The organism is Pseudomonas sp. B7(2017) (assembly GCF_002112745.1).
Classification (GTDB): Bacteria; Pseudomonadota; Gammaproteobacteria; order Pseudomonadales; family Pseudomonadaceae; genus Aquipseudomonas; species Aquipseudomonas ekonensis.
On record NZ_NEIP01000002.1, the window covers coordinates 102,114 to 128,349 of the forward strand.

Here is a 26,236-nt window from a genome sequence, read left to right on the forward strand (position 1 = left end):
ATTTAAATCTGATATTTAAAAAGTAGGTGGCTACTACCTTTGTGCGCATCAGGATGCCTGTGCGCGCGATGGGGCGTTGGCGATTGTTTCTCTGCCGTGCGCATGACCGCCCCGCGCCGGGCGTGCGATACTCCGCGGCGTCCCGTTCACGACATTTTTTGCAAAACAACAGGTGGTCTGTTCTGTCGAAAGACGGTTCTGCAGGTTGTGTGGCTGTTTTCTGTGGTTTTTAAAGCGAAACTCTCTGTGGCGGGCTTTTTATACTGCATGCCCCGCCGATCCCGCAGGCGATGCCTGGGGGACGCCTTTGCCCACGAGGCAGACGCGGCACCGGCAAGCCCCGGCCCATCGGCCAAGGCTTCGCCGCTCGGTGGCCCTATCCAATAACAAGACGAGGATGTCTCCCATGCCAGTCGGCAACCACTCACCCCACGGCGAGACCGCCCAAGGCGGCCCGCTCAAGCGCGAGCTCGGCGAACGGCACATTCGCCTGATGGCGCTCGGCGCCTGCATCGGCGTCGGCCTGTTTCTCGGTTCGGCCAAGGCCATCGAGATGGCCGGCCCCGCCATCATGCTGTCCTACATCATCGGCGGCCTAGCGATCCTGGTGATCATGCGCGCCCTCGGCGAAATGGCCGTGCACAACCCGGTGGCCGGCTCGTTCAGCCGCTACGCCCAGGATTACCTCGGCCCGCTGGCGGGCTTTCTCACCGGCTGGAACTACTGGTTCCTGTGGCTGGTGACTTGCGTCGCGGAAATCACCGCCGTGGCGGTGTACATGGGCATCTGGTTCCCCGACGTGCCGCGCTGGATCTGGGCCTTGGCGGCGCTGGTCAGCATGGGCGGGGTCAACCTGATCGCGGTGAAGGCCTTCGGTGAGTTCGAGTTCTGGTTCGCCCTGATCAAGATCGTCACCATCATCGCCATGGTGCTGGGCGGCATCGGCATCATCGGCTTCGGCTTCGGCAACGACGGCGTGGCCTTGGGCATCTCCAACCTGTGGAGCCACGGCGGGTTCATGCCCAACGGCGTGCAGGGCGTGCTGATGTCCCTGCAGATGGTGATGTTCGCCTACCTGGGCGTGGAGATGATCGGCCTGACCGCAGGCGAAGCGAAGAACCCGCAGAAGACCATTCCCGACGCCATCGGCTCGGTGTTCTGGCGGATCCTGCTGTTCTACGTCGGCGCGCTGTTCGTGATCCTGTCGATCTACCCGTGGAACGAGATCGGCACCCAGGGCAGTCCCTTCGTGATGACCTTCGAGCGTCTGGGCATCAAGACCGCCGCCGGCATCATCAACTTCGTGGTCATCACTGCGGCGCTGTCGTCGTGCAACGGCGGCATCTTCAGCACCGGGCGCATGCTCTACAGCCTGGCGCAGAACGGCCAGGCCCCGGCCGGCTTCGCCAAGACCTCCGGCAACGGCGTGCCGCGCCGCGCCTTGCTGCTGTCGATCTTCGCCTTGCTGCTGGGCGTGCTGCTCAACTACCTGGTGCCGGAGAAAGTCTTCGTCTGGGTGACCTCCATCGCCACCTTCGGCGCGATCTGGACCTGGGTGATGATCCTGCTGGCCCAGCTCCGGTTCCGCAAAGGCCTGAGCGCCGCCGAACGGGGCGCCCTCAAGTACAAGATGTGGCTGTACCCGGTCAGCTCCTGGTTCGCCCTGGCGTTCCTGGTGCTGGTGGTGGGCCTGATGGCGTACTTCCCGGACACCCGGGTGGCGCTGTACGTGGGGCCTGCGTTCCTGGTGCTGCTGACGGCGCTGTTCTATGTGTTCAAGCTGCAGCCGAACCCTGCGGAGCAGGGCGCGGTGCGTTCGGCTTCATAAGCCCTGACGCCTGAAACACCTGAGCCCCGGCCCGCAAGGCCGGGGCTTTTGCGTTTGGGCAACGCGCTGGCGAGGGCAGCGGTGCGACCGTCGGTCTGAAAGGGGAGTGCGCAGCGACTTCCGGTGCCGGGCCATGCTCCAAACTCTATCGCTGTCGATTCCGCCAGCGATGGGAGGCGCAGGTTATGAGGATGACCGATCTTGTCGACCGCGAGCTGAGCCGCCATCAGGTCATGCGGTTCTTTGTGTTCGCGGCCTTTCTCTATGTCCTGCCGCTGATCCTCGCGGACTACCCCTACATCGACGACAACTGGCGGGCGCTGGCCGCCGGCAATGCCTGGGCCGGGCAAGGGCGGCTGTTCGTCGACTGGCTGTACAAGGCCCTGACGTTCAGCGACGCTGCGCCGAACATCTTCCCGCTGCCGTTGCTGCTGGCCACGCTGGCGATGGCGGCGGCCCTGACCCGGCTGACCTTCCACCTTTTCCCGCAACCTTGCCTGGCCGCTTGCCTGGTGCCGTTGCCGCTCTGGTACAACCCGTTCCTGCTGCAGAACCTGTCCTACCAGTACGACGGGCCGGCCACGGCGCTGAGCCTGGCGGCGGTGATCTGGGCGATCACCTACCGCAGCGGTTCCCGGATACGGCGCTGGCTGGCGCCGGCGGCATTGTTGGCGCTGGCGTTCGGGCTGTACCAGATCAGCGTCAACGTGTTTCTCGGCCTGTGCGCCGTGGAGCTGATCCGCGCCGTGCAGGCTCGCTTGCCCTGGCGAGACATCGGATGCTTGATCGGCGGCAAGCTCGCGCAGTTGCTGCTCGCGGTGCTGATCTACGGCGTCACGGTCTTGCCGTTCACGGATGCCTCACGCACTGAAATGCTGAACGGGGGCGCCAGCCCTCTGTCGCAGGTCGGCATCAACCTCGGACGGGTGGCGGAGAAGGTCGCGCTGCTGTTCAACGGCGGATACCTCGGGGTGTCCGTTGCGTTGGCGCTGTGTGCGCTGCTCGGCGCGGTCCGTGTGGGGCAGCGCCTGGCGCAGCGGCAGGAACCTGCCTGGAAGGACTCGCTGTTGGGTGCGGCTTGCCTGCTGACGTTGCCGCTGGCGGTGCTGATGGTGCCGGGCATGACCCTGGTGTTCCGCGACTTCAACGAGGGCGCGCGTACCCTGATGGGGTTCGGCGCGCTGCTGACATTGCTGGCCTATCTGGCGTACCTGGGGCTGGCGCCGCTGCACCGGCGGCTGCCGCTGCTGCTGGCGGTTGCGCTGTCGGCGTCGCTCTCGCTGTCGTTCGCCTACGGCCGGGTGCTGACGATGCAGAAGACCTTCGCCGACAGCGCCCTGCACAGCCTCAGCCAGGACATCGCCTCCCGCCCGGCGCTGCGCGAAGCCAAGCGGATCTACCTGTCGGTGACCTGGTCCGACCGCTGGCTGGCCGCCGCCGGCGGTTCGTTCCGCACGTTGCCGGTGCTGCGTTACCTGCTCAACGTCGACTTCTACATGCTCGCCGAGAACCTGCCCTCGGCGGGCATCACCAATGTGATCGCCGAACGCGAGCGGCGCAATGCCACCCATGTCGGCCAAATGGGCTATCCGCCGCTGGTGGACAGCCTGTACTACCGGATCTACCTGATCGGCGACTACGGTTTCATCGTCATGAAGGAGCCGCCCCACGGCCGTTCGCTGCAATGGTGAGCGGGCGCCGACCTGTAATTTCTGTCAGTAGACCGAGCGTTGCGCATGCCCTAGCGTTGGCCCGACATCGGGAGAGGCGGCGGCATGAACATGTTCTGGAAGGGAATCCTCACTCAGGTGGCGATCGGCGCGGTGGCCACGCTGATTCATTGGCAGGTGTTCTTTGTGTTGCTCACGGCGGTCCAGCTTTCCCAAGCCCAGGGCAACGTGGCGGCCTACGGCGTGGCCGCCTCGTTCTCGTTCTACATGAATGTGCTGTACACCTTCGAGCTCAATACGTCGCTGACGGCCTATCTGCTGTTCATCGCCGTGATGGGCGGGGTCAGTTACGGCGTCGGCCTGGTCGCCGATGAGCGGGATCTGCCGGGGCTGGTGACGGCGGTCGCGTTCACGCTGCTGAACCTGTTGCTGGGCTACGGCTTCTTCCGGTTCGTGCTGTTCCGCCCAAGCGATGGCTGATGCGCCGGCCCGTCGGGCGGACCGGCGCCGGGTTCAGGCGACGGCCGCGTCCTGCGGCTCGAAGCTGTCCGCCCGCGCCATCTGCCACATCCGCGAGTAGAACTCACCGTTCACCTCCCCGGTGAGCAGTTCCCCCGGTTTGAGGAACACATGCAACTGCGAGAACAGCTTGATCTCGGTGGCCGACATGCGCCGCACCAGGTGCTTGGCCGACAGTTGCGAAGGGTGCTCCAGCCCGGCGGCGGCGAGCATTTCGGCCAGGGCCTTGAGCGTGTTGCGGTGGAAGTTGTAGACCCGCTGGGCCTTGTCCGGCACCACCAGGGCGCGTTGGCGCAGGGCGTCCTGGGTGGCGACGCCGGTCGGGCATTTGTTGGTGTGGCAGCTCTGCGACTGGATGCAGCCGATGGCGAACATGAAGCCGCGCGCCGAGTTGGCCCAGTCGGCGCCGATGGCCAGCACGCTGGCGATGTCGAAGGCGCTGACGATCTTGCCGCTGGCGCCGAGCTTGATCTTGTCCCGCAGGTTCAGGCCCACCAGGGTGTTGTGGACGAACAGCAGGCCTTCGCGCATCGGCACGCCGATGTGGTCGGTGAATTCCACGGGGGCCGCGCCGGTGCCGCCTTCCTTGCCGTCCACCACGATGAAGTCCGGCAGGATGCCGGTCTCCAGCATGGCCTTGGCGATGCCCATGAACTCCCACGGATGGCCGAGGCAGAACTTGAAGCCCACTGGTTTGCCGCCGGACAGCTCACGCAACCGCTTGATGAACTGCATCATCTCCAGCGGCGTGGAGAAGGCGCTGTGGCGCGACGGCGAGATGCAGTCCTCGCCCATGGAGATGCCGCGGGTGTCGGCGATCTCCCGGGTCACCTTGTGCTTGGGCAGGATGCCGCCGTGGCCGGGCTTGGCGCCTTGGCTCATCTTGATTTCGATCATCCGCACCTGCGGGTTCTGCGCCTGGGCGGCGAAGCGCTCCGGGTCGAAGCGGCCGTCGGCGGTGCGGCAGCCGAAGTAGCCGCTGCCCAGCTCCCAGGTCAGGTCGCCGCCGTGTTCGCGGTGGTAGGGGCTGATGCTGCCTTCGCCGGTGTCGTGGGCGAAGTTGCCCAGCTTGGCGCCCTGGTTCAGGGCGCGGATGGCGTTGGCGCTGAGGGAGCCGAAGCTCATGGCCGAGATGTTGAACACTGACGCCGAGTACGGCTGGGTGCACTGCGGGCCGCCGACGGTGACGCGGAACGTGTTCGGGTCGCTCAGCGGCGCGGGGCGCATCGAATGGCCGATGAACTCGAAGCCGGACTGGTACACGTCGATCAGGGTGCCGAAGGGCTTGTCGGCGGTCTCGTTCTTGGCCCGGGAATACACCAGCGAGCGCTGGGCCCGGGAGAAGGGCAGGGCATCGCTGTCGGACTCCAGCAGGTACTGGCGGATCTCCGGGCGGATGCCTTCGACCAGGTAGCGGATGTTGCCCAGGATCGGGTAGTTGCGGCGCACCGCGTGGGGGCTCTGCATCAGGTCGAACAGGCCCAGCAGGCTCAGTACGCCGGTGATGGCGGTGAAGGGCCACAGCCAGTCATGGTCGAGGAACGGCAGGCTGGCGAGCGTGAAGATCACGCAGGCGGCAAAGAAGGCGTAGCGGCTCAGGAGGGACAGGCTCATACGGTTTCCTTGGGTTCGGACTCGGTATCGGTCTGCGGCAGGCAGGTTCTTGCGGTGACGGAGCGAGCTCCCTCGCCGCAAAGACATCTCCAGGTCACGGAGCGGTGCTGCATGCCGAGGGTTTTCAGGCGTTGTGCGCCTGAAGAACGGCTTTTTTATGGGCTTGCACGGTTTCGACGGCGATTGGCAGCTTACGGGCGATTTCGTTTGTGGAGCAACCGTCGGGCATCGGGCGGCCATTGAACGGGATTCGGTCGGCCATGGCATTGCGACGAAAGTCGCGCTGGCCATGCCCGTCCGGTCCGGAATGTGTTTTGTGGGAATGCCGGTCTGTCCTCAGGCAGCCGGCCGGTTCTGGCGCAGCGGCAGCTCCACGCGGAAGGTGGTGCCGGCGCCCAGTTCGCTGCGCACCGAGATCTCCCCGCCGTGTTTTTTCACGATGCCATAGGACAGGGACAGCCCCAGCCCGGTGCCCTGGCCCACCGGTTTGGTGGTGAAGAACGGGTCGAAGATCTTCTGCAGGGTGTCGGGCGCGATCCCGGAACCGGTGTCGGCGACCTCGACCCAGGCCGTGTCCGCCCGTTGCCCGGTGCGCAAGGTGATGGTGCCGCGTTCCGGGCCCATGGCCTGCGCCGCGTTGACGATCAGGTTCATGATCACCTGGTTGATCTGCGACGGCAGGCATTCGATGTCCGGCAACGGCTGGTACTCCTTGACCACGTCGGCCTTGTACTTGAGTTCGTTGGCGACGATGTTCAGGGTCGATTCGATGCCCTGCTGAAGGTTGGCCCACTGCCATTCCTGGTTGGTGTCGACCCGGGAAAAGTCCTTCAGGTCCTTGACGATCCGGCCGACCCGGCCGATGCCTTCCTTGGATTCGCCGATCAGCTGGGGAATGTCCTCCAGCAGATAGTCCAGCTCCAGCCGTGCGCGCAGTTGCTCAAGCTGTGCCGCAGCGCCGGTGTCCAGCGTCCGGCTGGCGGCGGCGTAGGCGTCGAGCATCTCCAGCAACTGCTTGATGTAGCCGTCCAGAGTGCCGAGGTTGGAGGAAATGAACCCGATCGGGTTGTTGATCTCGTGGGCGACCCCTGCCGCCAGCTGCCCCAGCGAGGCCAGTTTTTCCGACTGCACCAACTGCCCCTCCAGTTGCCGGCGCTCGTCGATCTCCCGCTGCAGGGCCTCGCTGGCCTGGCGGAACTGGGCGGTGCCTTCGTCCACCAGGTGTTCCAGGTGATGCATCTGGATCGATGCCCGTTCGGTCATCTCCCATTTGGTCAGCAGGGTGTTGGCCATCTGTTGCACTTCGATGTTGTCGAACGGCTTTTTCAGGATCAGCAGGCGGTCATGGGCCTGGAGGCGGTCCAGCAGTTCGTCCCACGAGTAGTCGGAGTAGGCGGTGCACACCACCACCTGCAGTTTCGGATCCTCCTGCCACAGGTGCTCGATGGTCTTCGCCCCGTCCCAGCCGTCGGGCATGCGCATGTCGACGAAGGCCACGGCGTAGGGACGATGTTCCTGCAGGGCCTGCATGAGCTTGCCCAGGCCTTCCTGGCCGCCGTAGGCCGAATCCAGCTCGAAGGCCGGCCGGGCAGCCTTGATCTCGCTGCCGAACAGCGCCGCTTCCATTTCGTCCAGCTGCGCCGAGCCGGCCCTTGCCGGGGTGAGGATCTTGCGAAAGTCGTCGTGGATCGACGGGGTGTCGTCGATCAGCAGGATGCGCCGGTTGGACTGTTCGCTCATGCGTCCTCCGTGACCCGCACCAACGGGATCTGCAGGGTGAACAGCGCGCCCTGGCCCGGTCCGTCGCTGTGGGCGGTGAGATGGCCGTTCATTTCGATCGCCGCCAAGGCGCAGCTGTGCAGGCCGAAGCCGTGGCCGTCCTTTCGGGTGGTGAAGCCGTGGGCGAAGATCCGGGTCATGTTCTCCGGTGCGATGCCTTCGCCGTCGTCCTTGACGCTGATCTGCACAACGCTGTCGTCGACGATCTCCACCCCCAAGGTGATCTGCCGCGGGCGGTTGCTCAGGTCGGCCATGGCGTACTTGGCGTTGCTGATCAGGTTGATCAGGATCAGCAGCAGGCGGTGCCTGTCGCCCATGATCTGCGGCACGTCGGCATAGGCCTTGACCACCGTGACGTGGTGCCGGTTCAGCGCGCCGGCGTTCATGCGCAGGGCGTCGTCGAGCAACCGGTCGATGTACAGCGGTTCGGTCAGGCTGTTGGCCCCGGCGTAGGATTGCTGGGTGGCGACGATGTCCTTGATGTGATCGACGCTCTTGCTCATCTGGGTCAGTTCGTCGGCCATCTCCTGCTGTTCCCGGGCGATGGCCTCCGCCAACTGGTTGAGGTAGCCGGGCAGCAGCTTGCCCTTTTCGTCCCGGGTCAGGAACTCGCCCAGGTCCTCGGGGTGGGCGTTGATCAGTTGCATCGCCTTGCCCAGGCCTTGGGCCTTGCTGCTGCGCAGCCTGCGCGAGATCAGGTCGGAGGAGATGTTCACGCTGTTGAGGACGTTGCCGACGTTGTGCAGCACGTTGGTGGCGATCTCGGCCATGCCCGCATGGCGTGCGGCGTCGACCAGTTCGCTCTGGGCGCCCTTGAGCTCGCGGGTGCGTTCCTCGACCCGGCGCTCCAGTTCTTCGTTGGCGGTCTGCAGGGCCTTGTTGACCCGGTTGATCTCGCTGAAGCTGCGGATCAGGCGGATGGTCAGCCACACCAGGGTCAAGACCAGCAGGCCGGAAAACACCAGCAGGTAGAAGTGGTAGCGCTGATCGATCCGCTCGACCCGTTGCTGGTCGCTGTCGAGCAGGCCGGTGATGGTGTCCAGCCGTTCGGCCACCGGCACCGCTTCGATGTCTTGCAGCAGGCTGTTGACGATCGGCTGCTCGCGCAGGATCAGCGCCACATGGTTGCTCAGGATCCGGATCGGATCCTGGAACGCTTGCGGCAGCCGCTGCGCATTCACCGCCAGCTTGTTCAGCCCCAGCTGGATGTCGACGGCCTTGTCGTCGGAGGCGACCTGGGCGAACTCCAGGCTGCTGAGCAGCAGGTCGTAGGTGTCGCTGGCGATGTTGAGCAGGCGCGACGGGTCGGTTTGGGGCACGTTGGCCAGTTGCGCCTGGATGTCGTCGTCGGCGGTGGGCAGAAACGCCAGGGAATTGCGCAACAGGGCATTGTGCGACTTGAACCGCTCCACCAGCCGGGTCTTTTCCTGCATCGCCCCGAGGAAGCCCTCGTGGGCATCGTTCCACAGCCCGGAGTCGTTGCGGCCATGGCCCGACTCCATGCTGTCGAAGCGCTCCCACAGGCGGTTCATCTCGTTCATCGGCGCCACCAGCGGGTCGTAGTTGTGGGCAATCGCCACCCGCGCCTTGAGCACCTCGGTTTCCCATTGGGCGTCCTGCTGCTTGATCTGACGGATCAGGTCCCGGGACTCGGTGTAGGCCGCCGTCTTCTCGGAGCTCGACTTCAGGTACAGAAAGATCAGGATCGACGCCAGCACCAGCGCCATGACGGCCAGCAGCAGCAGGCTGGTGCGGCGCGAAATGTCGGTCATGGCTGGCCCTCCCATTGTCCGCTCAGGGTCTTGAGGAAGCGGATGATCAGATCCTTGTCCTCGCCGCTGGGCTGGCGCCCCAGCTGATAGCGGAACATCACATCGACGGCCTGTTCGAGCGTGGCCGCCGAACCGTCGTGAAAGTACGGTGCGGTCAGCGCGACGTTGCGCAGGCTCGGCACCTTGAACACGGCGCGGTCGCTTTCGTCGCCGGTGACGTTGAAACGCCCCAGGTCCGCCTCGGTCGGGTTGCCGCGGTCGGCCACGTAATCGCCGAACACGCCGAACTTCTGGTACATGTTGCCGCCGATGTTCACCCCCTGATGGCAGGCGATGCAGCCGTAGTCCTTGAAGCGCTGGTAGCCGTACTTCTCTTCCAGGGTCAGGATGTCCGTGTCCCCCGAGAGGTAGCGGTCAAAGCGCGAGCGCGGGCTCAACAGGGTGCGCTCGTAGTCGGCCAGGGCGCCCTGGATGTTGGCCGGGGTCACCGCATCCGGGTAGGCGGCGGCAAAGGCCCGGCGGTAGTCGGGATCCGCGCCGATCTTGCGCACGACGGTGTCCCAGTCGCTGCCCATTTCGACAGGACTGGAGACCACGCCGTGGACCTGTTCCTCCAGCGTCTTGGCCCGGCCGTCCCAGAACTGGCGGAAGTTGAGGCTGGCGTTGAGCACGCTCGGCGTATTGACGCTGACCGGCTTGCCGTCGAACCCGATGGAGAGGGCCCGGACGTCGGCGCCGCCCTTGTCCAGGTGATGGCAACTGGCGCATGACAGCGTGTCGTTGGCCGACAGCCGCGGATCGTTGAACAGCCTGCGGCCCAGTTCCACCCGCGCCGGATCCAGCGGCGGCGCGTCCGGCAGGGGCTTGAGCGGTTCGTCCAGCGGCTCCGCGCCGGCGCCTGCACACAGCCCGCACAGCAGGGCGGCCAGCAGAAGGGGAAGCGTCCGCCGGCGGCTCATGGCTTTGCCCTGCCGCCCAAGGGACCGGCGGCCAGCAGCCGGGCGAAGTCGTCCGCCGGCACGGCTTTGCTGAAGTGATACCCCTGGCCTTCCTCGCAGCCGTGGGCCTTGAGGACGTCCAGTTGCCGCTGCGTCTCGACCCCTTCGGCGATCACGTTCAGGCGCAGGCTCTTGCCCAGGCTGATGATCGCGCCGACCAGCGCGTCATCGCCGCCTTCGCTGTCGAGGGTGCGGGTGAACGACTGATCGATCTTCAGCACGTCGACCGGGAAGCGGTGCAGGTAACTCAGGCTGGAATAGCCGGTGCCGAAGTCGTCGATGGCCAGCCGCACGCCCAACGCCTTGATCCGGTCGAGGGCGGTCATGGTGGCCTCGACGCTCTGCATCATCACCCCTTCGGTGATTTCCAGCTCCAGCAGCGAGGCCGGCAGGGCGCTGGCCTGCAGCACCTGTTCGACGGTCTCGACGAAGTCGCCCTGGCGAAAGTCGATGGCCGACACGTTGACCGACATGCGCACGTCCGGCAGCCCCGCCTGCCGCCAGGCCTGGGCCTGAAGGCAAGCCTGGGTCAGCACCCAGCGGGTCAGCGGCACGATCAGGCCGCTGTCTTCGGCCACGGGAATGAAGTCGGAGGGAAAGACCCAGCCATGCCCCGGCCGGTACCAACGGATCAGCGCTTCGGCGCCGATGACCTTGCCGCTGTCCAGTTCGACCTTGGGCTGGTAGTGCAGCTCGAATTCCTGCCGCGCCAGGGCCTGGCGGATGCCCGACTCGATGCTTTGCCGTTCACGGGCACTCTGGTTCATGGCCTCGATGAAGAAGCCGATGCTGTCCGGGCCGTTGTCCTTGACGTTGCGCATGGCCGTCTCGGCCTTCTTGATCAGTTCGATCGCTTCGCCGCCGTCGTCCGGGTAGATGCTGATGCCCAGGCAGGCGGTGACGGTCAGGTCGTGTCCGGCCAGGGTGTGCGGGCTGCGGATGGCGGCCAGCAGCTTTTCGGCGATGCCGCGGGTCTGCTGGGGATGGTTGATGTCGCTGAGGATGACCACGAATTCGTCGGAGCCGTAGCGGAACACCGAGTCGGATTCGCGCACGCTGGCCACCAGTTGGCGGCCCGTGCGCTTGAGCATTTCGTCGCCGACCGGATGGCCCAGGGCATTGTTGATCCGCTTGAACCGGTCGAGCCCCAGGAACAGCACGGCCAGTTGTCGGTCGTGGCGGCGCGCGCGGGCCAGGGCCTGGCTCAGGCGATCCCCCAGCAGCGTGCTGTTGGGCAACTGGGTGAGCACATCGTACTGCAGCAGGTGCGAGACCTTGAGCAGTTCATGGACCCGGGCCTCGACGGTCTTCTCCAGGCTCTGCAGCTTCATCGCCGCGTCCTGGGCCAGTTGCCATTTCCAGGTCAGGGCGTTGGCCATCTGGCGGATCTCCAGGGCGTCGAAGGGCTTCTTCAGCACCAGCAGGCGATCGCCGAACTCCAGCCGTTCGGTCATGGCTTCCCAGCTGTAGTCCGAATAGGCGGTGCACAGGGCGATCTGCAGGTTGGGGTCGGCCTGCCAGAGCCTTTCGACGGTCTCCAGGCCGTCCCAGCCCGGCGGCATGCGCATGTCGGTGAAGGCAAGCGCATAGGGGCGGCCGTCGACCAGCGCCTGCTGCACCAGTTTCAGCGCTTCCTGGCCCTGGTAGGCGGAATCGAGCTCGAAGGTGACGTGGGGGGGCTGCCGGGTGCCGAACAGCGTGTGCTCCAGTTGGTCCAGGCTGGGCTCGAAGGTGTCGTCCGGGGCGAGGATCTTGCGAAAGTCCTGATGGATGGCCGGTGTGTCATCGACGATGAGAATGCGCCGGTTGGTCTGGGCGACAAGCGTCTTCATCACTCATCCTCCGTGGCGGGCCCCGGCGGCAGCAGGTCGGCCTCTCTGAGCAGGCGCGAGATCTGTTCCAGGCTCGACGGCACCGCCGGCACGCCGGACGAGACCTCCACGGGCAGCGCGGCGAGCCGCTGCGGCCCGGGCTCGCCGAGGCCTTCGGCGATGATGCCGATGCCCAGGTCGCGGGCGAAATTGACGATCGCCCGCAACGCCATGGCGCCGGCCGGATCCCGGGCGGCGTTGTCGATGAATGCCTGGGCGAGCTTGAGGTGGTTGACCTGATAGGTCTTGAGGTACTCGAACGACGAGTATTCGGTGCCGAAATCGTCGATGGCGATCCGCACCCCTAATTCCCGCAGGCGCGGCAGCACGTCGTTGTGGGTCCATTTGGTCTGGGCCAGCGTCGCTTCGGTCACGTCGAAGCGCAGATCCCACGGGCACAGCTCCCAGCGGGCGGTGGTGCGCAGCACCTCGTAGATCAGGTCCGGGCCGCTCTTGAGCTGGGCCAGGGACAGCTTGATCGCCATCACCGGCGGTGCGGTGCCTTCGTCGCGCCAGCGGTGCATCTGCCAGCAGGCGTGGTCCAGCATCCAGCGCCCGAGGGCGATGATCGCGCCGGTCTTTTCCGCCGCCGGCAGAAAGGCCGACGCCGGCAGCAGGCCGCGCTGGGGATGGTGCCAGCGGACCTGGGCCTGCATGCCGAGCACCTTGCCGGTGGAAAGGTCCGTTTCCGGCGTGTAGTGCAGCTCCAGTTCGCCTTTGTGGATGGCGGTCTGCAGCTCGTTGGCGATGGCCAGCCGCTCGGCCACTTCCTGGTTGATCTCCTCGGAATGGAAGTGGAACTGGTTGCGGCCGGTTTCCTTGGCGCGGTACAGCGCCATGTCGGCCTGCCCCAGCAGGTTGTCGGCGTGGGTGCTGGCGGCGCTGTAGAGGCACACGCCGATGCTGACCGAAATGCGCAGGACATTGCCGGCCAGGTCATAGGGCAACAGCAGGACGTCGCGGATCTTGGCGGCGAGGGCGGCGGCCTGGGTGGGGTCGCTGACCTCCAGCTGCAGGATCGCGAATTCGTCCCCGCCCAGGCGGGCGATGACGTCGTTCTCCCGCACCGAAGCCTTGATGCGTTGCGCGACTTCCTGCAGCAGCAGGTCGCCGACCGGATGGCCCAGGGTGTCATTGATCCGCTTGAAGTGATCCAGGTCCAGGTAGAACACGGCGAACGGCATCGCGCCGCGGCGGGCGGCGGCGAAGGCCTGGTGCAGGCGCTCGATCAGCGTGGCCCGGTTGGCCAGGCCGGTGAGCCCGTCCGTGCGGGCCAGCAGGGCCATCTTTTCCTCGGCCTGGCGGCGTTCGGTGATGTCGAGGATGATCCCTTCGACTTCCAGCAGGCGCCCGGCCGCGTCGCGCACCGGGATGTAGCGGTTTTCCACCCAGCGCCAGTCGCCTTGCCCGGTGCGCAGGCGGAACTCGATGGACGCGCCCGAGGCGTCCCGGTCCAGCACCCGCGCCATGGCGGCATCGACCTTGGCCCGGTCGTCAGGGTGGATCAGTTTCTCGATCCACTCGCCGCCCTCCACCAGGTCGGCCGCGGCGTGGCCGTAGCGGGTGATGTTGTGGGAGATGTACATCAACGGGAACGACGGCTCGCCGCGCAGCCGGTAGAGTACGGTCGGGCTGTTCTGCACGATGATGTTGGCGTCGGACAGCTCCCGGGTGCGTGCCTGCACCGCTTGCTCCAGTTGGTTGAGCTTCAGCGCGGCGTCTTCGGTCATTTGCCATTTGACCGTCAGGGCGCTGGCCATCTGGCGGATCTCGATCGCGTCGAAGGGTTTTTTCAGGATCAGCAGACGGTCGCCCAGATCCAGGCGCCGGTCCAGGTCTTCCCAGGAGTAGTCGGAGTAGGCGGTGCACAGCGCCACTTGCAGCCTGGGATCGGCCTGCCAGAGCCGTTCGATGGTTTCCAGGCCGTCCCAGCCCGGCGGCATGCGCATGTCGATGAAGGCCACGGCATAAGGCACGGCGCCGGCCTGCGCGGCCTCGACCCTGTCCAGGGCTTCGCGACCCTGGAAGGCGAAATCCAGCTCGAAACGGGGGGCAGAGCTGGGGGCAGGCGTGCCGAACAGCAGGTTCTCGGCCTGCTCCAAACCTTCGTCATCGGCTGGGGGAACGCCGAGGATTTTCGCGAAATCGTCGTGGATCGACGGCGTATCGTCGACGATGAGCACGCGGCGGTTGACCTGCGCAGGCGGCCGGTTCATGCCGCAAGGCCCGATGAATGCACGGCCGTTGTCGGGATCATCCTTATTCCCTCGTCTCAGAGCGGCGCAGGGGCCGGTCGCGGATCAATGAACCAAGCATAGTTGCCCCGCGCGAATTCGCCCGGACGCCGTCGGGCGATCATTTGCGCCGCCTTGGAGAAAATCATCTAGCCTTTGGGGCAGGCATGGACAAGCGACGCGGTCTGGGCATGCCCCCCACGACAGCCGTTGCGTTCGAGGCCCAGCCATGGAAGAGCAAACCGTCCCCACGCCCGCGAACCGTCCCCAGGTGCTGCTGGTGGATGACGAGGAACCGATCCTCAACAGCCTGCGCCGCCTGCTGCGCGGCCAGCCCTACGATGTGCTGCTGGCCGACAGCGGCGCCCGGGCGCTGGAGATCCTGGCGCAGCAGCCGGTGGACCTGGTGATGAGCGATGCGCGCATGCCCAACATGGACGGCGCCACGCTGCTGGCCCGCATCCACGAGGCCCATCCGTCGACGGTGCGGATCATGCTGACCGGCTACGCCGACCCTTCGGCGATCATCAAGGCCATCAACGAAGGCCGGATCCACCGCTACATCAGCAAGCCCTGGAACGACGAAGAGATGCTCCTGACCCTGCGCCAGGCCCTCGAGCATCAGCACCTGGAGCGCGAGCGCCAGCGCCTGGAGCAGTTGATCCGGCTGCAGAACGAGAAGCTCAAGACGCTCAACGGCAACCTTGAGAAGCGTGTCGCCGCCCGCACCGCCGAACTGCAGCAGACCGCCGACATGCTCGACCTGGCCTACGAGGAGCTCAAGCGCAGCTATGTGACCGGCACGGAAGTGTTTTCGCTGCTGGCCAACCTGCGCCTGCCGCCCGCCAAGCAGACCAACCGGCAGATCATCGAGCTGATGCGCGCCTGCTGCCGGCACTTCGGCCTGGACGAGGCCGCAAGCCGCGACCTGACCATGGCCGCGGCGCTCTACAACGTCGGCAAGCTGAGCTGGACGGACAGCATGATGGTGACCCCCTCGGACCTGCTGCACCATGTCGAGCGCGAACGTTACCGGGCCTACCCCAAGCAGAGCGAATCGGTGCTGATGGCCCTCGACCCGATGAAGGATGCCGCCCGCCTGATCCTGCATCACCAGGAACACTGGGACGGCGGCGGCTTTCCCGACCGGCTCCGGGGCGAGGCGATCCCGTTCGGCTCGCGCCTGCTGAAGCTGGCGGTGGACTTCGTCGAGCTGCAACGGGGCCTGATCCTCGAACGGCAGATGAACAGCGACGAGGCGCTGCTGTACCTGCGTCAGTACGCGGGGCGGCTGTACGACCCGGGGCTGATCGAGGACTTCATCCTGGTCTGCGCGCAGGTGATGAACGACGTCGTGCTGGCGGATCCGGCGGTCAAGGTGCTGAGCACCCGCGAACTGGCGGCGGGCATGGTGCTGGCGCGCAACCTCAATGCCGACAACGGCATGCTGCTGCTCAACGCCGGCAAGGTGCTGAGCGGGCCGCTGGTGGACAAGCTGATCGCTTTCGAGGCCATGGAGGGCGGGCAGTACAAGGTGTTCGTCAAGGTGCCGGAGGAAACCGGGGCCGCGCTGGAGGCCCAGGGTGGATGACGGCGTTCCGCCGGCATGGGATCCTTGCGGTTTTCGCCAAGGCCCCGGCTGACCCATGACTTCTGCTTCTGCTGTCCCGTCCCGCATCATCCGCATCGCCGCCGCCCTGCTGATCGGCCCCGACGGCCGTACCTTGCTGGTGCGCAAGCGCGGCACCATCGCGTTCATGCAGCCCGGCGGCAAGATCGAGCCCCATGAGTTGCCGGTGCAGGCCCTGGCCCGCGAGCTGGAAGAAGAGCTGGGCCTGGTCATCGATCCGGCGCAGGCCGGCTTTCTGGGTCGGTTCGACGCCCCTGCCGCCAATGAGCCGGGGTTCACCGTGCAGGCGGACATCTTCCGGCTGGACATCGCCGCCCAGGTGTCCCCGGCGGCGGAGATCGAAGAGGTGAGCTGGATCGATCCGCAGACTGACGGCGGGCTGGCGCTGGCGCCATTGACACGGGACCTGATCCTGCCGTTCTATCGGGCCTCGCTGACCGTCTGACCGCCCACGCAAGGAGCCCGCCATGATCCCGTTGCACGATCTGCTGATTTTCGCCGCCGCCGCGCTGCTGATGGTGCTGACGCCGGGGCCGAACATGATCTACCTGATTTCCCGTTCGATCTGTCAGGGGCGCCGGGCCGGGGTGACGTCGTTGCTGGGCGTGGTGGCGGGGTTCTTCGTGCACCTGTTCGCGGCGGCGGCCGGCCTCACGGCGGTGTTCCTCGCGGTGCCGATGGCCTATGAGGCGCTGAAGTGGGCCGGTGCGCTGTACCTGCTGTGGCTGGCCTGGCAGGCGGTCAAGCCCGGCGCCCGTTCGCCGTTCGAAGTGCAGGCGCTGCCGGCCGACTCCCCGCGCAGGCTGATCACGATGGGTTTTCTCACCAGCGCCCTGAACCCGAAGATCGCGGTGTTCTACCTCTCGGTGTTTCCGCAGTTCATCACCCCGGAGCACGGCTCGGTGTTCAGCCAGAGCATCGTGCTGGGCCTGACCCAGATCAGCGTCAGTTTCAGCGTCAACCTGATGATCGCGCTGTCGGCGGCGGGCATCGCCTCGTGGTTCGCCCACAACCCGACCTGGCTGGCGGCCCAGCGTTACTTCATGGGGTTCGTGCTCGGCGGGCTGGCGCTGCGCCTGATGCTTGAGCAGCGCAGGACGGCGTGAGCATGTGGATCGAGCGGCTCGATGCCAGTCACGCCCTGGCCTACCGGGAACTGATGCTTGAAGCCTACGACTGCCACCCGCAGGCCTTCACCTCCAGCGTGCGCGAACGGGCGGCGATGCCTCTGAGCTGGTGGGAGTCGCGGCTCAGCGGCAAGTTCGATGTGGTGCTCGGCGCGTTCGAGGCCGGCAGGCTGGCCGGCATCGTCGGGCTGGCGTTCGAGTCCCGGGAAAAGGCCCGGCACAAGGTCACGCTGTTCGGCCTGTACGTGTCGGCGCCGTATTGCCGCCGGGGCACGGGCCACGGGTTGCTGCAGGCCGCCCTGGCCGAAGCGCAGAGCCGCCCGGAACTGAAACTCATCCAACTGACGGTCACCGCCGGCAACGACGCGGCGCTGAACCTCTACCGGCGCTGCGGCTTCATCCAGTTCGGCCAGGAACCCATGGCTGTGCGGGTGGGCGAGGACTACTTCGACAAGCTCCACCTGTGGCGCGAACTCTGAAGCCCCTTGGGCTCAACCCAGCCTCTGCGAACGACCCGGAACCTGTGGGAGCCAGCCTGCTGGCGATGGCGTCAGTGAGGGCGCCGCAGGGCAGGGCCAAGTCCGCCCGCAGCGCCTTCAGCGCACGGCGCTGACGCCGTCCAGGGTCGAGAACGAGGTGTCCTTGGCCGTCAGCAGGAAGTCGCGCATGTACGGCGCATCCAGCATGTCGGCGCGGATCGCCGCGTAGAGGGTGGCGAACAGGCCTTTCTCCCCCAGCCGCTTGGCCTTCACGTAACCCCGCGAGCTGTACTCGTGCAGCGCCCAGTGCGGCATGCCGCACACCCCCCGGCCGCTGGCCACCAGTTGCATCATCATCACCGTCAGTTCAGAGGTGCGCACCTGCGCCGGCTCGATGTCGGCCGGTTCCAGGAAGCGGGTGAAGATGTCCAGCCGGTCACGCTCCACCGGATAGGTGATCAGGGTTTCGCTGCGCAGGTCTTCGGGGACGATGTACGGTTTGCCGGCCAGCGGATGCTGGTTGGCCACCGCGAGCATGGCTTCGTAGGTGAACAGCGGCACGTAGGTGAGCCCGGCGATTTCCAGCGGGTCGGAGGTGACCACCAGATCCAGGTCGCCGCGGGCCAGGGCCGGCAGCGGCGCGAAGGAGAACCCCGAGGCCAGGTCGAGCTCCACTTCCGGCCAGGCGTCGCGGAACTGGTCGATGGTCGGCATCAGCCATTGAAAGCAACTGTGGCATTCGATGGCCATGTGCAGGCGCCCGGCGGTGCCGCCGGCCAGGCGGCCGATGTCGCGCTCGGCGGCGCGCAGCAGCGGCAGGGTGGCGTCGGCCAGTTGCAGCAGGCGCAGGCCGGCGCTGGTGAAGCGCACCGGTTTGGTCTTGCGCACGAACAGCGGCATGCCCATGCGTTCCTCCAGCTCCTTGAACTGGTGGGACAGCGCCGATTGGGTCAGGTGCAGGCGGTCGGCGGCATCGACCAGGCTGTCGGCTTCGCGCAGGGCGTGCAGGGTTTTCAGGTGACGGATCTCAAGCACCGCAGGCTCCATGAGTAAAATTTGTAATCAACACGAAAAGGTTGAGTTTGTCTCATGTTGCCCGGGCTGTCGACAATGGCGCCATCTTTTACCGATGGAGCAACTTCGACATGGCCGTGGCCCACATCCTTGGTTTCCCGCGCATCGGCGCCGACCGCGAACTGAAAAAGGCCCTGGAGGCCTACTGGAAAGGCGATCTCGACCGGGCGAGCCTGGAACGGGTCGGGCGCAGCCTGCGCGCCGCCCACTGGCAATTGCAGAAGGACGCCGGCATCGACCTGCTGCCGGTGGGCGACTTCGCCTGGTACGACCAGGTGCTGACCCACTCGCTGACCTTCGGCGCGATCCCCGAGCGTTTCGCCGGTGCGCTGGACGCCCGCGGCCTGCCGACCCTCGACACCCTGTTCGCCATGGCCCGCGGCGCTTCCGCCAGCTGCTGCGGCGGCGGGCACGGCCAGACGCAGTATGCCCAGGAGCTGACCAAGTGGTTCGACACCAACTACCACTATCTCGTCCCGGAATTCACCGCTGACCAGGCGTTCAGGCTCAGCTGGGAACAGCTGTTCGAAGAAGTCGACGAGGCCCGGGCGCTGGGCCACAACGTCAAGCCGGTGATCATCGGCCCGTTGACCTACCTGTGGCTGGGCAAGGCCAAGGGCGAGGGCTTCGACAAGTTGGACCTGCTGGAGCGCCTGTTGCCGGTGTACGGCGAGATCCTCGGCCGCCTCGCCGCCCAAGGCGTGGAGTGGGTGCAGATCGACGAGCCGATCCTGACCCTCGACCTGCCGCAAGCGTGGAAGAACGCCTTCGAACGCGCCTACAACATTCTTCAGTACTCGCCGCTGAAAAAGCTGCTGGCCACCTACTTCAGCGGGCTTGAGGACAACCTCGGCCTGGCCGTGAGCCTGCCGGTGCAGGGGCTGCACATCGATGCGGTGCGGGCGCCGGAGCAGTTGGGCCAGGTGCTGGACCGTCTGCCCACCTACAAGATCCTGTCCGTGGGCCTGGTCAACGGCCGCAACGTGTGGCGCTGCGAGCTGGAACAGGCGCTGGCGCAGTTGCAGACGGCCCAGGAGCGTTTCGGCGACAACTTGTGGGTCAGCAGTTCCTGCTCGTTGTTGCACAGCCCGGTGGATGTCGGACGGGAAGACGAACTCGACCCTGAGCTCAAGCGCTGGCTGGCGTTCGCCGTGCAGAAGTGCAGCGAGATCGCCGTGCTGCGCGATGCGCTGAACGATCCGCAGACGGCCGGCGTGCAGGCCGCCCTGGCCGACAGCCGCGCGGTGGCGCAAAGCCGTGCGCAGTCGCCGCGCATCCACAAGCCGCAGGTGCAGGCCCGGATCAAGGCGATCGGCGCCAAGGACAGCCAGCGCCGTTCGCCGTTTGCCCAACGCATCGCTGCGCAACAGGCGCACCTGCAATTGCCGGCGTTTCCCACCACCACCATCGGCTCGTTCCCGCAGACCGGTTCGATCCGCCTGGCCCGGCAGGCCTTCAGGCAAGGCAAGCTGTCGGCCAACGACTACACCGATGCCATGCACAGCGAAATCCGCCACGCGGTGCAGGTCCAGGAGCGCCTGGGGCTGGACGTGCTGGTGCACGGCGAGGCCGAACGCAACGACATGGTCGAGTACTTCGCCGAGCAACTGGACGGCTACCTGTTCACCCGTTTCGGCTGGGTGCAGAGCTACGGTTCGCGCTGCGTGAAGCCGGCGGTGATCTACGGCGACCTGAGCCGCCCCGACGCCATGACCGTGGACTGGATCACCTACGCCCAGAGCCTCACCGACAAGGTCATGAAAGGCATGCTGACCGGTCCGGTGACCATGCTGATGTGGTCGTTCCCCCGCGAAGACGTGCCGCGCAAGGTGCAGGCGCAGCAATTGGCCCTGGCCCTGCGTGACGAAGTGGCGGATCTGGAGAAGGCCGGCATCCGCATCGTGCAGATCGACGAGGCCGCATTCCGTGAAGGCCTGCCGCTGCGCCGGGCCCAGTGGCAGGACTACCTGGACTGGGCGGTGGAGGCGTTCCGCCTGTGCGCCGGCGGCGTGCGCGACGAGACGCAGATCCACACCCACATGTGCTACAGCGAGTTCAACGACGTGATCCAGGCGATCGCCGCCATGGACGCCGACGTGATCACCATCGAGACCTCGCGCTCGGACATGGAACTGCTGGAGGCCTTCGAAGCGTTCGACTACCCCAACGACATCGGCCCGGGCGTCTACGACATCCACTCGCCGCGGGTGCCGGAAACCGCCGAGATGGTCAAGCTGATGCACAAGGCGGTGAAGCGTATTCCGGCCGAACGGCTGTGGGTCAACCCCGACTGCGGCCTCAAGACCCGCGCCTGGCCGGAGACGGAAGCGGCGCTGGTCAACATGGTGGCGGCGGCGCGGCAGTTGCGCCGTCAACTGGCCTGATGCCGGGACTGCACAGCGCGACGGTCACAACGCGGAAAAGTGCTTGAGCACCGTCGCTCGACTGAGATCGCCGCGCCAGATCGGTTCGACCTTGCCGCCGCCTTTGGCCTGGGCCTGCTGCCATTGCAGGCCCAGGTTGCGTTGCTCCGGCAGTTTCAGGTGGGCCTTGCTGAAACCGGTCAACGGCGCTTTCGCCGAAGGAAAGTGGATGTGCACATACCACAGGGTCTGCGCTGGCTGGCGGATCAGGTCGCGCACGGCGTACTCCTGCAGGAAGTCCCGGGTGCCGCCCGGGCGTTTCCCCAGGTCGCGCAGACTGCCTTCCTTGACGAGGTCCGCCACGTTTTGCTCCAGCAGGTAATCCAGGTAACCCTCGGTCGGGGTCTTGCTGCCCATCGATTGCCGGATGCGCAGCGAGCGGGCGTCCAGGGTGAGTTGCCGGGCCTGGTCGGTGAGGCGCCGGACCATCGGCTCGTGGGGTGAGCGCCGCTCGATGATCTGCGCGCGGATCGTCAGCTCCTGCGCCTCGCGCAGCAGCATGTCCTCAAGATCCGCCGGCAGCATGTCCTGGCGGGCGTAGCCGTGAACCCTGTCTTGATGGGCAGGCAACGCATCGAGCCGCCTTCGGGCTTCGTTCAGCAACGGTTGCAGCGGCGGTTCGTGCGCCGGCTGCGTCGGGGCAAGCGTTTCGTGCAGCCGGTACTTGCCGTTGGCCTGCGGGATCCAGGTTTCGTTGTGCCCATTGATCCCTTCGATGGTGAAGCGGGTGCTGCGGGTATCGGGATCCGTCAGTTCGCTGCCGATGAGCAGCCGGTCGTCCTCGGCCCTGAACAGTCTCTTGCCCGGCGCCCGTTCCGCCGGCACGACGGGCGTCACGTTGCGCAGCGCGTTGCGGGTGCTGTGCTCGATCTGCGTCAGTTGTTCGAGAAACGCCGAGAGGTGCTCCAGATCCAGGTGCTGCGGGTAGCCCAAGCGCCAGGCGTTGAGGCGGCGGCGGAACTCGGTGTACGCCGTCAGGGCCGCTTCAAGGATTTGCCGGCGCTGCGCCTGGCTGGCCTGCACCTGCGGCAGGTTGTGCTGGACGTACAGGGTGCGGCCGACTTCGGTGCGGGCCCGCTTCAACTGCACGTGAAAGTACATCCAGGCGGGGTCGTCGACGGCATCGGCGCGGGTGATCAGCTCCAGCAGGTGGGCGGTCTTGAGGTAGTCATGGTTGGCCCGGCTGAACTTCTTGTTGACGGTGGCCACGTCGGCGGCCGTCCTGGCCCGGTGCTCGCGGCTGGTGATGCGGGCCTGCCAGCGGTTGAGCTCCTCCGTGAGGGCATGGGCCTGTTCGTACTCCTTGAGAAAGGCCATGCGCACGGCCTTACGCCGATCCATCAGCGCCAGGTGCCGGGGAGTGTCGGAGGCGGGCGTGGTTTCGGACTGCCTGAACAACGTGTCGATGCTGTCCAGGTGCTCCACCAGCCTGTCCTGGGCGAACCGGATCCGGTGCACGGTGCGTTCGACCACCACCCAGGCGTTGCGGCTTCGGGTGTCCTCGATGTGCGCGCGTTTTCGCCCATGGCTCAGGGGGTGCAGTTCGGTCAGGGTCTGGTGGCTGTCGCGGGCGGTTTCGATGTCGCGGATGAAGGCGTTCTCCAGCGCCGGCCGCAGGGTCTTGCGCTGCTCGGGCGTGCTGTCATAGAAGCGCTGCAGCTGGACGTTGGTGCTGCGGGTCTGGCTGTTGAGCTGCCGGGTGAGCGCGTCGGCGGTGTGGGTCAGGGTCAGTTGGCGGCGCAGGTGCCGGTCGGTCCACCAGCGCGGCAGCCATTGCCGGATCGCTTGCGGCCACAGCGGATCGAGGCCGTCGGCCAGGTGCCCGAGAACCGCGCCGCCGCCCAGGCCGCCGCCGTCCATCAGGGTGCCGTGGACCGCGTAGTGGGTGTCCCAGTGGCCGTTTTCGTTCAGCGCGACGGGCATTCTGTAGCTCCGCGCCTGGGTGCCGGACAGTCGCCAGTGGCGGGCGTCATCGCTCAAAAAGACGCGGTACGGGCGGCCTGCGCGGAGGATGAAGTCCCCGTCGGCGTGCCGGTACACGTTCCGGTAGACGCCGTGGTTGAGCGGCTGCAGGCCTGCCAGGGAGATGTCGTGTTCGTACTCATAGCCCTTGAACGGGTCAGGCAGGCCTCGGCCCCTGGCGCGGTGGGCTGTGCGCGGTGCGCGGGCCTGATGACGCAGGCGCGTGGCCGAGCGGGCGGCGGAGGGGGCGGCCGCAGCGGCCGGCAGGATATCCATGGCCGCATCGATCAATGACAGCAGCACGGATTCGACCCCATCAAGGCCCTCCGGGACATTGCCTTGCAGAAAGGCCGCCGTTGCCCGGTTGGCGTTGCCCCACGCCTCGTGAAGCGCAATGGCCGTCCCCACGAACGGCACCACGCCGAGGGCCATCTTCAGGTAATTGAACACGGAGCCGTCGGCCAGCGCATGGCGCTCCGCGGCGAGGGCATCGTTGGAGCGGGCGCTGCTGCGATGGGCTTCGAGCAGGCGGCCCATGTGCACGTGGATCAGGTGGCCGGCCATTGAGGTGGTGGCCGGCCACTTCGGCCCGACACCGATCAGACCGTCGAAGTTGCGCCGCACCGCCTCTTTGATCCGGCCGGCATGGCGTGCAGGCTCGCCCGCCAAGGCACGCCCGGCCAGGTAGTCGACCATCGTGCCGGGCACGCAGCGGTTGAACAGGTCCAGGCGGGCATCCTCCAGCGAGCCGAACTGGCGCAGGCAATCGCCGTCAGGGGCGTCAGGCAAGTATTGCAGCGTCAGCCCGCTGACGCGCTCGACGATAAAGGTCACGCCGGTCAGCGTGCTCGGCCCCTGGGCCGGCGTATCCTTGCCGCCCACGGTCAAGTGCGCCGGCAGCAGTTCGATGCGCTTGCCGTCTACGGCGTAGGCCGCAGGATCCGACGCGTCGGTGGCGATCTCCAGCACCTTTCGGCCGATGTGGTCGATCCGGCCTTGCAGCAGGGCACGTTCGCCTTGCAGGCGCAGCATCAGCCTCCAGGGTTCGCCCAGGCATTCGCGGCGCCAGGCGCTGCTGAACGCAGGTTCTTCTGAGGGGCCGAGGAAGGTGGCGACCAACTGGCGTTCATAGTGTCCGGGCAGGTCGAGATCCGGCACCAGCGTGCGCAGGTAGGCAGACGTGATGCCGCGCTCCAGGGTGCTGCGGTCCTGGTCGTCATCGGCGTCGATGATGACGTTCAGGAACGCCAGCCGCTGCTGCATGGCCTGGTCGATGTTGAGGCGGGCGAGTTCGACGAGCGTCAGGCGCGTGCGCTCCCGGCCGGCCACCAGGACCAGTTCATGCGGGGTGCCGGGCCCGGGGGCCGCCATCGTACTTTTTTGGTAGGCCGTGGCGACCGGCAGATCCAGCGTGACCGCAAAGCGCTGCCGGAGCGCAAAGTCCTTGCGCAGGCGGGCGTCGATCCGGGTCTGGAAGAACACGTCCCTGGGCGGCAGTTCGCGGTCGATAAGCGCCTGGCAACGGTGCGCGGCATCGAGCCACTGGTGGATCAGTTCCCTGAACCGTACGCGTTGCGCCTGGGTCAAGTGACCGAGCCAGGGCGGCAGCTTCTCGGCCAGCGCCGCGCTGCGCTCCTGTTCCAGCCGCTGCGAGAGGGCCAGCTCGCGGGCGGCCGGCATCGCCACCGTCAGTTTCGCCAGGCTCTCTTCGCGCAGCTTGGCCAACGCCTGGGCCCGTTCGGCGGCACGGCCGGGCAGTGGACAGTCGCGCAGGATCTTCAAGGCTTGCTGCTCGCAGGCATAGAGCTGCTCCTGCAAGGCCCAGGTGAACGGATCGCGGCTCAGCGGCGTCAGGTGCAGCGTCGCCTCGGGATCGTCGGCCGATTGCCTGAACAGGTTCCGCTCCATCGCCTGGCGCGAGCCGAAGCGCTGCAGGCCGCCGTCGCGGCCGGGCCAGTGAAGCAGCAGGGGTTCTTGCGATCCGGTCTCAAGGGCCGAGGGCGCCGCGATGACCAGCACGCCCTCAAGGTCCGCCGCGTGTCGGACGCCGTCTTGCGGCGCGGCGAGGGTGATGCGCGCGACGGTCACCTGCGCAGGCCAGTCCTCGGGAGCGGTGTCGAGCACGGACGAGAGGCGGTGGACATCGTCGTCATCGAGGTGGCCGAGCAGCCGTTGCAGTTGCGCTTCTGTCCGCAGCCCCTCGAGCCGGGCCAGGTGCAGGGCCCGGTAATGCGTGTTCGAGGGTTGGTTCCATTGTGGAATGTCCAGTCGCTGCGGTGCGCCGAGCAACGCCGAAGCGGCCTGATGGCTGGCTTGCCCTGCGCTCGCCAGGGCATCGGACAGGCGCTTGAGTGCTGTGAGGCGTTCACCGTACTGCGCGCCCTCCGGATCGCTGCCCAGCAGCGCATCGAGGGCGGCCTGTTCCCGGGCCAGCGCCTGACGACACATGTCCCAGGGAATGTCCGGCGTCATCAGGCCGAAAGGGGAGGCTTGCGTGTCGTCCGGGGTCGCCTGCGCCACCGGATCCGGCGTTTCGGCGAACAGTGCCTCAAGCGTGGCCCGATCCGGGTGGTCGGCAGCGGGCGATGCGCCGGTCAGCAGCGGCAGGAGGCTGAGCCGCAGGGGATCGTGTCCGAGCCCGATGAGCTCGACCCCGGTGGTTTGCGCAGGCACCGGATGTTGCCCGACCAGCCAACGCTCCAGCGCCTGCCCGTTTGCGAAGCGTCTCAGCGCCGGCGAGCGGGCGGGCGAGTACAGCAGCGCCGGCGCATCCGCCGCCTGGAGCGCAATCGTCATCACGCCGAACAGGCGCCCGCTTTCGCCTTCTCGGACGGTGAGCAGCGGTTGCGTGATTGATGCCGCGTGATCATCGGTGGCCGTCGGATCCGACCGTTTCAGCAGTTGCTGCCATTGCGCGGTGTCGATCAGTCCCTCGGCACGGGCCAGGTCGCAGGCGCCCTCGAAATGCTGGCGATACAGGCTCAAGGCGTGATCCCGGCGCGACAGCGGCGTACCGAGGGCGCGGGCGGTCCACCAGCCGGGTTCAGGAGCCGCAGGACACTGCGCCATCAGCGCGAGCCACTGCCGGCGGCAATCGTTGCAGCGTGCCGTGGCCTGGAGGCAACGGCGCTGATCGGTGTTCGGCGGCAGCGGATGAAACGGATCGAAACCGGTCAGGTCGGGAACGGGCAGGTCGAGCATGATGAGGGGGCTCCGTGAAGGGTGGGCGGCAGGCAAGCCGTCTTCACGTCATTAG

At 66.6% G+C, this 26,236-nt stretch carries 16 protein-coding genes and 1 pseudogene; 8 read left to right on the forward strand and 9 right to left on the reverse strand.

What is annotated here, in order from left to right; genetic code table 11:
- Nucleotides 1-406: 406 nt before the first annotated feature.
- The 3 genes from CAG29_RS04000 (at nucleotide 407) to CAG29_RS04010 (ending at nucleotide 3,978) form a co-directional block, all read left to right on the forward strand.
- Complete coding sequence (locus tag CAG29_RS04000; RefSeq protein WP_085693878.1) at nucleotides 407-1,828, forward strand: amino acid permease; 1,422 nt, start codon at nucleotides 407-409, stop codon at nucleotides 1,826-1,828.
- Between the two features lie 185 nt (nucleotides 1,829-2,013).
- Nucleotides 2,014-3,519: a glucosyltransferase domain-containing protein gene (locus tag CAG29_RS04005; RefSeq protein ID WP_085629433.1), complete on the forward strand. Its 1,506-nt coding sequence runs from the start codon at nucleotides 2,014-2,016 to the stop codon at nucleotides 3,517-3,519.
- An 84-nt stretch (nucleotides 3,520-3,603) separates the two neighbouring features.
- A complete protein-coding gene (locus CAG29_RS04010; protein WP_085629435.1) occupies nucleotides 3,604-3,978 on the forward strand; it encodes a GtrA family protein in 375 nt (124 codons plus the stop codon).
- A gap of 33 nt (nucleotides 3,979-4,011) precedes the next feature.
- Here the strand turns inward: CAG29_RS04010 and CAG29_RS04015 are convergent, their stop codons facing one another.
- From CAG29_RS04015 to CAG29_RS04040, 7 genes and pseudogenes are all read right to left on the reverse strand, one after another.
- Nucleotides 4,012-5,631: an FMN-binding glutamate synthase family protein gene (locus CAG29_RS04015; protein WP_085693879.1), complete on the reverse strand. Its 1,620-nt coding sequence runs from the start codon at nucleotides 5,629-5,631 to the stop codon at nucleotides 4,012-4,014.
- Nucleotides 5,632-5,782: 151 nt separating this feature from the next.
- Nucleotides 5,783-5,869 (reverse strand): annotated as a pseudogene (locus CAG29_RS28710) (helix-turn-helix transcriptional regulator); the annotation flags it as partial.
- A 98-nt stretch (nucleotides 5,870-5,967) separates the two neighbouring features.
- Nucleotides 5,968-7,371, reverse strand: a complete 1,404-nt coding sequence (locus CAG29_RS04020; RefSeq protein WP_085655969.1) for an ATP-binding protein — start codon at nucleotides 7,369-7,371, stop codon at nucleotides 5,968-5,970.
- Nucleotides 7,368-9,182 (reverse strand): DAHL domain-containing protein, encoded by a 1,815-nt coding sequence (locus tag CAG29_RS04025; protein WP_085580155.1) that lies wholly within the window; start codon nucleotides 9,180-9,182, stop codon nucleotides 7,368-7,370. The genes CAG29_RS04020 and CAG29_RS04025 overlap by 4 nt, the downstream gene beginning before the upstream one ends.
- Nucleotides 9,179-10,141, reverse strand: a complete 963-nt coding sequence (locus CAG29_RS04030; protein WP_085580157.1) for a cytochrome-c peroxidase — start codon at nucleotides 10,139-10,141, stop codon at nucleotides 9,179-9,181. The genes CAG29_RS04025 and CAG29_RS04030 overlap by 4 nt, the downstream gene beginning before the upstream one ends.
- The gene (locus CAG29_RS04035) at nucleotides 10,138-12,012 is read right to left on the reverse strand and encodes a bifunctional diguanylate cyclase/phosphodiesterase (RefSeq protein WP_085636524.1); all 1,875 of its coding nucleotides are present in this window, start codon (nucleotides 12,010-12,012) and stop codon (nucleotides 10,138-10,140) included. The genes CAG29_RS04030 and CAG29_RS04035 overlap by 4 nt, the downstream gene beginning before the upstream one ends.
- A complete protein-coding gene (locus CAG29_RS04040; RefSeq protein ID WP_085580161.1) occupies nucleotides 12,012-14,267 on the reverse strand; it encodes an EAL domain-containing protein in 2,256 nt (751 codons plus the stop codon). Before CAG29_RS04040 ends, CAG29_RS04035 begins: the two co-directional genes overlap by 1 nt.
- Before the next feature lie 247 nt (nucleotides 14,268-14,514).
- Here CAG29_RS04040 and CAG29_RS04045 point away from each other — a divergent pair, with 247 nt between their 5' ends.
- From CAG29_RS04045 to CAG29_RS04060, 4 genes are read left to right on the forward strand one after another with little or no spacing between them, the layout of a single operon-like run.
- Nucleotides 14,515-15,876: an HD domain-containing phosphohydrolase gene (locus tag CAG29_RS04045; protein ID WP_085580163.1), complete on the forward strand. Its 1,362-nt coding sequence runs from the start codon at nucleotides 14,515-14,517 to the stop codon at nucleotides 15,874-15,876.
- Nucleotides 15,877-15,931: 55 nt separating this feature from the next.
- Nucleotides 15,932-16,360: an NUDIX domain-containing protein gene (locus CAG29_RS04050; protein WP_085580165.1), complete on the forward strand. Its 429-nt coding sequence runs from the start codon at nucleotides 15,932-15,934 to the stop codon at nucleotides 16,358-16,360.
- A gap of 22 nt (nucleotides 16,361-16,382) precedes the next feature.
- Nucleotides 16,383-17,021 carry a LysE family translocator gene (locus CAG29_RS04055; protein WP_085580167.1) on the forward strand — a complete coding sequence of 213 codons (639 nt, stop codon included), beginning with the start codon at nucleotides 16,383-16,385 and terminating at the stop codon, nucleotides 17,019-17,021.
- 2 nt (nucleotides 17,022-17,023) lie between these two features.
- Complete coding sequence (locus CAG29_RS04060; RefSeq protein WP_085580169.1) at nucleotides 17,024-17,521, forward strand: GNAT family N-acetyltransferase; 498 nt, start codon at nucleotides 17,024-17,026, stop codon at nucleotides 17,519-17,521.
- 117 nt (nucleotides 17,522-17,638) lie between these two features.
- Here CAG29_RS04060 and metR read toward each other — a convergent pair whose 3' ends face one another.
- A complete protein-coding gene (gene metR, locus CAG29_RS04065; RefSeq protein WP_085580171.1) occupies nucleotides 17,639-18,556 on the reverse strand; it encodes a transcriptional regulator MetR in 918 nt (305 codons plus the stop codon).
- A gap of 110 nt (nucleotides 18,557-18,666) precedes the next feature.
- Between metR and metE the strand changes: the two genes are divergently transcribed.
- On the forward strand, nucleotides 18,667-20,979 hold the full coding sequence (gene metE / locus CAG29_RS04070) for a 5-methyltetrahydropteroyltriglutamate--homocysteine S-methyltransferase (protein WP_085693880.1): 2,313 nt from the start codon (nucleotides 18,667-18,669) through the stop codon (nucleotides 20,977-20,979).
- A 24-nt stretch (nucleotides 20,980-21,003) separates the two neighbouring features.
- On the opposite strand, the gene CAG29_RS04075 is transcribed toward metE, so the two are convergent.
- Nucleotides 21,004-26,181 carry a dermonecrotic toxin domain-containing protein gene (locus CAG29_RS04075; protein ID WP_085693881.1) on the reverse strand — a complete coding sequence of 1,726 codons (5,178 nt, stop codon included), beginning with the start codon at nucleotides 26,179-26,181 and terminating at the stop codon, nucleotides 21,004-21,006.
- Between the last annotated feature and the right edge of the window lie 55 nt (nucleotides 26,182-26,236).